The sequence below is a fragment of the Daejeonella sp. genome, from assembly GCF_044232565.1.
Classification (GTDB): domain Bacteria; phylum Bacteroidota; class Bacteroidia; order Sphingobacteriales; family Sphingobacteriaceae; genus Daejeonella.
Genome location: NZ_JBIILQ010000143.1, coordinates 1 through 7,282, shown reverse-complemented (window position 1 = coordinate 7,282; position 7,282 = coordinate 1). Strand labels below are relative to the sequence as shown.

At 36.5% G+C, this 7,282-nt stretch carries 7 protein-coding genes; 6 read left to right on the top strand and 1 reads right to left on the bottom strand.

Going from position 1 to position 7,282, the window contains the following annotated elements:
- The 3 genes from ACILQF_RS08715 to ACILQF_RS08705 all read left to right on the top strand — a co-directional run.
- On the top strand, nucleotides 1–1,066 hold a 1,066-nt coding region (locus tag ACILQF_RS08715; RefSeq protein ID WP_395627030.1), incomplete at its 5' end, for an acyl-CoA dehydrogenase family protein.
- A gap of 1 nt (nucleotide 1,067) precedes the next feature.
- Nucleotides 1,068–2,330 carry a TlpA disulfide reductase family protein gene (locus ACILQF_RS08710; protein WP_395627029.1) on the top strand — a complete coding sequence of 421 codons (1,263 nt, stop codon included), beginning with the start codon at nucleotides 1,068–1,070 and terminating at the stop codon, nucleotides 2,328–2,330.
- Nucleotides 2,330–4,453 (top strand): M1 family aminopeptidase, encoded by a 2,124-nt coding sequence (locus tag ACILQF_RS08705; protein WP_395627028.1) that lies wholly within the window; start codon nucleotides 2,330–2,332, stop codon nucleotides 4,451–4,453. The genes ACILQF_RS08710 and ACILQF_RS08705 overlap by 1 nt, the downstream gene beginning before the upstream one ends.
- Before the next feature lie 12 nt (nucleotides 4,454–4,465).
- Here the strand turns inward: ACILQF_RS08705 and ACILQF_RS08700 are convergent, their stop codons facing one another.
- Nucleotides 4,466–4,813, bottom strand: coding sequence for a phage holin family protein (locus tag ACILQF_RS08700; protein ID WP_395627027.1), 348 nt, complete (start codon nucleotides 4,811–4,813; stop codon nucleotides 4,466–4,468).
- Nucleotides 4,814–4,838: 25 nt separating this feature from the next.
- On the opposite strand from ACILQF_RS08700, the gene ACILQF_RS08695 reads away from it, so the two are divergent.
- The 3 genes from ACILQF_RS08695 to nusA all read left to right on the top strand — a co-directional run bounded on the left by ACILQF_RS08695 (nucleotide 4,839) and on the right by nusA (nucleotide 7,167).
- Nucleotides 4,839–5,294 (top strand): hypothetical protein, encoded by a 456-nt coding sequence (locus tag ACILQF_RS08695; RefSeq protein WP_395627026.1) that lies wholly within the window; start codon nucleotides 4,839–4,841, stop codon nucleotides 5,292–5,294.
- A gap of 137 nt (nucleotides 5,295–5,431) precedes the next feature.
- On the top strand, nucleotides 5,432–5,896 hold the full coding sequence (gene rimP, locus ACILQF_RS08690) for a ribosome assembly cofactor RimP (RefSeq protein ID WP_395627025.1): 465 nt from the start codon (nucleotides 5,432–5,434) through the stop codon (nucleotides 5,894–5,896).
- A gap of 35 nt (nucleotides 5,897–5,931) precedes the next feature.
- A complete protein-coding gene (nusA, locus tag ACILQF_RS08685) occupies nucleotides 5,932–7,167 on the top strand; it encodes a transcription termination factor NusA (RefSeq protein ID WP_395627024.1) in 1,236 nt (411 codons plus the stop codon).
- Nucleotides 7,168–7,282: the final 115 nt, after the last annotated feature.

Sequence of the window (7,282 nt, the reverse complement as noted above, 5' to 3'; positions counted from 1 at the left end):
ATCTGGCGTTATTGAGAGAGATGAGCATCAAAAATTTCCTCATGAACAGATCAAAAAACTAGGAGAGTTGGGCTTTCTTGGAATGATGGTTGATCCTAAATACAATGGTGCAGGAATGGATACCATTTCTTATGTATTAGCGATGGAAGAACTTTCAAAGATTGATGCCTCTGCCTCTGTTGTGGTTTCTGTGAACAACTCTCTCGTTTGTTTCGGACTTGAAAAGTATGGCAATGAACAACAAAAAGAAAAATATTTGAAGCCACTTGCCGCCGGCGAAAAAATTGGGGCATTTTGCCTCTCTGAACCCGAGGCAGGTTCCGATGCCACTTCTCAGCAAACCACCGCGATAGATATGGGCGATCATTACCTATTAAATGGAACTAAAAACTGGATCACAAACGGTGGGAATGCTTCTACCTATCTTGTAATTGCTCAAACAAATTCTGCATTAAGACATAAAGGAATCAATGCATTAATTGTGGAGAAGGGAATGGAGGGATTTACAATCGGTCCGAAGGAAAATAAACTCGGTATTCGAGGCTCTGATACTCATTCTTTGATGTTCACCGATGTAAAAGTTCCGAAAGAGAACAGAATTGGTGAAGAAGGTTTTGGCTTTACTTTTGCCATGAAAACTCTTGATGGAGGTCGAATAGGTATTGCCGCCCAGGCCCTAGGCATTGCATCTGGAGCTTTTGAACTAGCATTGGCTTATTCCAAAGAACGTAAAGCCTTTGGTAAGCCCATTTCTGGTCATCAAGCTACACAATTTAAGCTAGCCGATATGGCTACTGAAATTGAAGCTGCTCGAATGCTTTGTTTAAAGGCTGCTTGGTTAAAAGATCAAGGTCTTCCTTATGCACAGGCTAGCTCAATGGCAAAGCTTTTTGCTTCTGAAGTAGCCATGAAAACAACCGTGGAAGCTGTTCAGATTCACGGGGGTTATGGTTTTGTTAAAGAGTTTCATGTGGAGCGCCTCATGCGTGATGCTAAGATTACTCAAATTTATGAAGGCACCTCTGAAATTCAACGCATTGTAATTGCACGTGAGATTTTAAAATAATATGTTAAATTTAACTATGAAATATGTTTTAAATATCAGCTTGTTTTTGACTCTTTTGAGCTTGTTTTCTTCTTGCTCCAGCAAATCAAATTCTGGTTTTAGTGAAGGAATCTGGCGCGCAACTCTCAAAACAGGATCTGGTGCAGAAATTCCGTTCAACTTTGAAGTAACAGATTCTGCCAATCAAAAATTTCTTGATATCATCAATGGAAAGGAGAGGTTTAGAGTCAACGAAATTTCAATCAAAGCTGATTCTGTCATCATTCAGATGCCCTTGTTTGATTCAGAAATAAGAGCCTCGCTCAAAAATAAAACATTATCAGGTAGATGGATTAAGCACTATGCAGACAGTGATGAGGTTTTACAGTTTAATGCGAAATTCAATGATGACTGGCGTTTTTTTAAAGTTAATCCCGAAACAAAATCCAATATTTCCGGTCGCTGGTCAGTTACATTCAATACCGAAGATAAAAAAAATAGTTATGTCGCAGTTGGCGAATTTAGCCAAGAAAACGGCCGTGTATTAGGAACTTTTTTAACAGCAACGGGTGATTATCGCTTCCTTGAGGGCACTGTCTCTGATGGTCATTTATACCTCTCTTGTTTTGATGGAAGTCACGCCTATCTTTTTACGGGAAAATTACTGAATGATAGTACCATAGTTGATGGTAAATTTTATTCCGGACTCTCCTACATGGAAACTTGGACGGGAAAAAAGGATGATGCCGCAATTCTTCCTGATGCATATTCTTTAACTGATTTAAAGGATGGGAATGATAAAATTAATTTTTCTTTCCCTGGCCTTGATGGCAAAAATGTTTCATTGTCTGATCAAAAATTTAAGGATAAAATAGTCCTTATTCAGTTTTTTGGCTCTTGGTGCCCCAATTGCATGGATGAAACCGCTTATTTAACAAGCTTTTATAAAAAATATAATGCTAAAGGAGTTGAAATTGTCGGATTAGCCTATGAGCGTTCGAAAGATTTTGAACGTTCTAAGAAAAATGTTACTCGATTACGTGATCGCTTTTCTGTGCCTTATGATTTATTAATTACGGGTTATACCAATGATAAAGCTGAGGTTTCAAAAAGTTTACCCATGCTCGAAAAATTTATGGCCTTTCCAACGCTTATGATTATCGATAAAAGGGGTAAAATCAGGAAAATTCATACGGGTTTCAGCGGACCAGGAACGGGTACCCATTATACTGAGTTTGTAAAGGAGTTTGAGAACACAATTGATGGTCTCTTGGCTGAAAAATAATGACATACTTTAAATTATTGCGATACTGCTCCATTGGGGCAGTATTTTTTATATTATCGTGTTCTGCACCGAAAATGGTTAACCTGGATCCGATAACTGTAATTGAAAATATGCCTGGTTCAAACGTTTATCGTGGGAGCTACACCAGGACAACAGATATTATTAATACCAAAATTGACCTTAGTTTTGACTGGGATAGTGCCTATGTTTATGGTAAGGCAACTATTTTAGCGAAGCCTTATTTTTATGATACTGATCTGTTAGTTTTAGATGCTAACGGATTTCAAATCAAGCAAGTATCACTGATTAATAGTGAAGATAAAAAGCCGCTTAATTATAGTTATGATGGTAAAAAACTTCGGGTGAGTCTTGATAAAATCTATCATAAAGATCAATCCTACTCCGTTTTTATCGACTATGTGGCTATGCCTAATAAGTTGAAAATTGGTGAAGATATCACCTCTGCAGGTGATAGGGGGATGTATTTCATTAATCATTCTGGGAAGGATAAAAATAAACCCCAACAAATTTGGACTCAGGGTGAAACAGAATGTAATTCGAGCTGGTTTCCCACTATAAATGATCCACAGGAGAAAATGACCCAAGAACTTAATATCACTGTCCCTGACCGATTTGTAAGTCTTTCCAATGGAAGTCTTGAATTCTCGAGCTTGAATGGCGACGGAACGCGTACCGATAACTGGCGACAAGAGCAAGCACATTCTACTTATTTAACGATGCTTGCGGTCGGTAATTTTGTGATTACCAAAGATAAATGGCGTGACAAGGAGGTGAATTATTATACCGAACCTAAATTTGCCCCCACTGCTAAAATTGTTTTTGGCAATACCCCTGAAATGATGGAATTCTTTTCTGAGAAACTGGGTGTTGATTATCCATGGGATAAATATTCTCAAATTGTTGTAAGAGATTTTGTGAGTGGTGCCATGGAAAATACTAGTGCAACCGTATTTTATGAGGGTTTAAACATGTCGGAAGGCCAACATATTGATCAAAACCAAGATGATATTATTGCTCATGAACTTTTTCATCATTGGTTTGGCGATTTAGTAACTGCCGAATCTTGGTCTAATCTTCCTCTTAATGAGTCCTTCGCAACTTATGGAGGATATTTATGGGATGAATATAAAAATGGACGTGAGCAAGCTGATTTCAAAGGATTAAGTGATTTGACTTCCTACTTAAATAGTGGAAATAAAAGGAATGTTGATGTTATACGCTTTGATTATGCCGATCGTGAACACATGTTTGATGAAGTTAGTTACCAAAAAGGAGGTCGGATTTTACACATGCTTCGAAAAACAGTTGGAGAGGATGCCTTTTTTAAAGCACTGAACACTTATCTAACGCGATTTGCATTCAAAACCGCTGAAATACACGATTTGCGTCTGATTTTTGAGGAAATAACGGGTACCGACCTAAATTGGTTTTTTAATCAATGGTTTCTAGCTTCAGGCCATCCTATTTTAGCTATAAAAACTGCCTATAATCCGGATAATAAAGAAGTTTCAATTCTTTTAGAACAAAATCAGGATTTGTCGGCTGTGCCATTATATCGTGTCCCAATGGCGGTTGATATTTATTTAAATGGTAAAGTAGAACGAAAAGAAATTCTTCTTGAAAAACAAAGTCAATCATTCGTTTTTCCTGTTTTGGGACTTCCAGATTTGATAAATGTAGATGCGGAAAAATATCTTCTTGCTGAAAAAATAGAGGAAAAAACTGCCCAGCAATATGCATTTCAATATCATAATGCACCTTTATTTATGGATAGGATGGAAGCTATAAGCAAACTTTTGAGATACAAAGATGAACCCCTTTCCAAAAGCACTTTAATTAAAGCGATTAGTGATAAACATTGGGCTATTCGTGATAAGGCTTTAGAAATCATTCCACATCTTTCTATAGAGGAGCGAGCATTAATATATGAAAAGATAAAGGAATTGGCTCTGCAGGATAGCGTTTCTCAAGTTAGGGCATCGTCAATTGAAGCCTTAGGGAAACATTATCGATTGATGGATAACCGTGAAATATTTTTTATGACAGCTATGGATAAATCTATAGCGGTTAAAAAAGCGACTGCAATTGCAGCAGGGAAATAAATATTTTTTACCCTAGGAGGATTTGTTCGAACGGAAGGCAGAAAAAATCATTTGAACTAGGGCCAGCACAATTGCGAAAAGTAGTGCAGAAAAAAATCCTTGTGTATTAAAATCGTCCATTAACTCATCAACTAATAAAACCATCAAAACGGTAATAATAAATGATACTAATCCGAGGGTTAAAAAGTTGATTGGGAAGGTAAAAATGCGCAAAATAGTTCCAATTGTGGCATTGGCTAGCGCAATTAAAATACCCGCTAAAATGGCACTCCAGAATCCAGCTACACTAACCCCTGGTAATAAATAGGCCGCAATTGCAACAGCAGCGCCCATCAATAATATTTCAATAATTAGTCTCATATTTATATTCAAAAATTTAATAACAATGAAAATTAACAAATGGTTTCACATTTTCATAGTTTTTCTTCTTTTGATTTACTCATGTAGCTCAGAAAAGAATGAAAGTGAATTAACAAACGACTTAAAAATAAGTCTTTCTAAAGACAGTACAGAAGTAATATTATCGAATATTCCAGCTTATGTAATGGATGAATTTATGGAAGATTCACTTGATTATAATCTCTGGACTAATTTTTTTGCCGTTTATAAAGACACTACGGATCAGGAAATGAGAGATTTTAGGGCGGCCTTGCAGGGGACTTACACCATTGTAAATGGCACCATTAGTTTTAAACCTACTTCCGTTTGGAGTTCAAATGAGTATTATTTTGCAAGATGCTATACCAAAACACTTCTGCGAAAACCTGAAGATATTATTTCTACGAGGAAAATTAACTCACCTGGAGGTTTTATTGAATTTGAATTTAGAGCTAAGAAGTAATATAAATGTTTTGAAATCAGCTATTTGCAATGCTAGTTTTTTTTTCTATATTTGCATCAATCTAAGAAGAGCTCCGCAATTGTCGGGGCTCTTTTTTTACCTTCCTTTTTCAAAAAGGATTTAAAGAAGGGTAAATTATGAATATAGAGAAAAGGGTTACAGAATTAGTTGAAGAAAAGATTGCTGATCGTCCAGATTTATTTTTGGTGGATGTGCAGATGCATGGTAGTGGAATTTTGTCTATTTTAGTAGATGGCGACAATGGTGTTGCAATTAGCGATTGCGTTGCAATTAGTAGGCATGTAGGTTTTCATTTGGAAGAGGAAAATGCGATTGAACAAGCTTATAGGCTTGAAGTCTCCTCACCTGGAATAGATACTCCACTTAAATCATTTCGTCAGTTTGAAAAAAACATCAACCGTTCCTTAAAAATTAAGACGAAGGCCGGTAATACAAAAGAAGGTAAACTGATTCATGTTGAGGAGAGTGGAATTACCATCCAAGAGAGTGTCAAAGAAAAAGGAAAAAAGGCACAAATAATAGATACTGTAATTCCATTTGAAGATATATCAGAAACGATAGTTTTAGTGAGTTTTAAATAAGACAGGGCATTTTTCCCTTGTAAATTGAATAAAAAATGAGCAATATTAATTTAATCGATTCATTCCAAGAGTTTAAAGACTTTAAGAATATTGACCGTCCTACGGTTATTAGTGTGTTGGAAGAGGTTTTTCGCAGTATGTTGCGTAAACGATATGGTACCGACGAAAATTGTGATGTTATTGTTAACCCAGATAATGGGGATTTGGAGATCTGGCGTACTCGTACCGTAATGGAAGATGGATTTTCTGAAGATGATGATTTGGAAATCGAAATGGCCGAGGTTAAGCTAATTGATCCAGATCTTGAGGTGGGGGATGATTTTATCGAACAAATTACACTTGAAAGTTTTGGTCGTAGAGCAATTCTTGCTGCTCGTCAAACTTTAGTTTCTAAAATTCTAGAACTAGAGAAAGACGAAATATTCAAAAAGTATAAAGATCGTGTAGGAGAAATTGTAACTGGAGAGGTTTACCAAGTTTGGAAAAAAGAAACCTTGGTTCTTGATGATGAGGGTAATGAGCTTTTATTGCCTAAAACTGAGCAAATTCCGGCTGATTATTTCAAAAAAGGCGATTCTGTACGTGCGGTAATTGAGAAGGTAGAAATGCTTAATGGTAATCCTAAAATTATCATTTCACGTACTGCCCCTGAGTTTTTACAGCGTTTATTCGAATTGGAAGTTCCTGAAATTTTTGATGGATTAATTACCATCAAAAAGATTGTTCGTGAGCCAGGTGAAAGAGCAAAAGTTGCTGTTGAGTCTTATGACGATAGAATTGATCCAGTTGGAGCTTGTGTGGGAATGAAGGGGTCACGTATTCACGGTATTGTTCGTGAATTAAAGAATGAAAATATTGACGTAATTAACTTTACAAACAATATTTCCTTGTATATTCAAAGAGCTTTGAGTCCCGCGAAAATCACAAGCATTAAATTGGATGAAGAAGTGAAGAGGGCTGCCGTATATTTAAAGCCAGATCAGGTTTCATTGGCCATTGGCCGTGGAGGACATAACATTAAGTTGGCAGGAAAGTTGACTGGTTATGAAATTGATGTGTACCGTGAGGCTCATGAAGATGATGAGGATGTGGATATCGAGGAATTCTCAGATGAGATTGAAGGCTGGATCATTGATGAATTCAAGCGTGTTGGTTTAGATACGGCGAAATCCATTCTTGCATTAAATGCAGATGAATTGGTAAAACGTACGGATCTTGAGGAAACAACAGTGAAGGATGTAATCGAGATTCTGAAGTCAGAATTCGAATAAGTTATTTGTTCGGGATATTTGCAAAAAGAGCGGGTATTTATAAAATACCCGATTCTAAAACATATAACATATAAAAAACGTACTTTTGTACAAAAATAGCGAGGTTAAATAATAA

What these genes read in the sequence shown, in the direction of transcription:
- ACILQF_RS08710 (WP_395627029.1), top strand. Translation starts at nt 1,068, where the DNA reads ATGTTAAATTTAACTATGAAATATGTTTTAAATATCAGCTTGTTTTTG.
- ACILQF_RS08705 (WP_395627028.1), top strand. Translation starts at nt 2,330, where the DNA reads ATGACATACTTTAAATTATTGCGATACTGCTCCATTGGGGCAGTATTT.
- ACILQF_RS08700 (WP_395627027.1), bottom strand. Translation starts at nt 4,813, where the DNA reads ATGAGACTAATTATTGAAATATTATTGATGGGCGCTGCTGTTGCAATT.
- ACILQF_RS08695 (WP_395627026.1), top strand. Translation starts at nt 4,839, where the DNA reads ATGAAAATTAACAAATGGTTTCACATTTTCATAGTTTTTCTTCTTTTG.
- rimP (WP_395627025.1), top strand. Translation starts at nt 5,432, where the DNA reads ATGAATATAGAGAAAAGGGTTACAGAATTAGTTGAAGAAAAGATTGCT.
- nusA (WP_395627024.1), top strand. Translation starts at nt 5,932, where the DNA reads ATGAGCAATATTAATTTAATCGATTCATTCCAAGAGTTTAAAGACTTT.